This window comes from Pseudomonas rossensis, from assembly GCF_039888995.1.
In the GTDB taxonomy this organism is placed as follows: domain Bacteria; phylum Pseudomonadota; class Gammaproteobacteria; order Pseudomonadales; family Pseudomonadaceae; genus Aquipseudomonas; species Aquipseudomonas rossensis.
In genome coordinates this window covers 1-208 of sequence record NZ_JBBWCB010000437.1, presented here as the reverse complement: position 1 = coordinate 208, position 208 = coordinate 1, and the positions used below count along the sequence as shown (strand labels likewise).

1 protein-coding gene is annotated in these 208 nt (G+C 63.9%); it reads right to left on the bottom strand.

The genetic code is table 11. The features are described from left to right. A partial coding sequence (locus tag WLY71_RS31190; protein WP_347806627.1) for a hypothetical protein occupies positions 1 to 208 on the bottom strand: 208 nt, incomplete at both ends.

Here is a 208-nt window from a genome sequence, read left to right as displayed (position 1 = left end):
CGCTGACCGGACCATCAACGCTCGACGTCCCGTTAAGCACGCTGCCGCTGACTGGGGCGTCTTCGCTGGTGGTCACGGTTTCGCTGATGTCGGTGAAGCTGTCGTCGACCGGGGTGACGTTGATGTTCAGGGTCGAGGTGACATTGCTGCCGGAGCCGTCGGTGACGGTGTAGCTGACCGTCGGCACCGTGCCGTTGTAGTTGGCGGC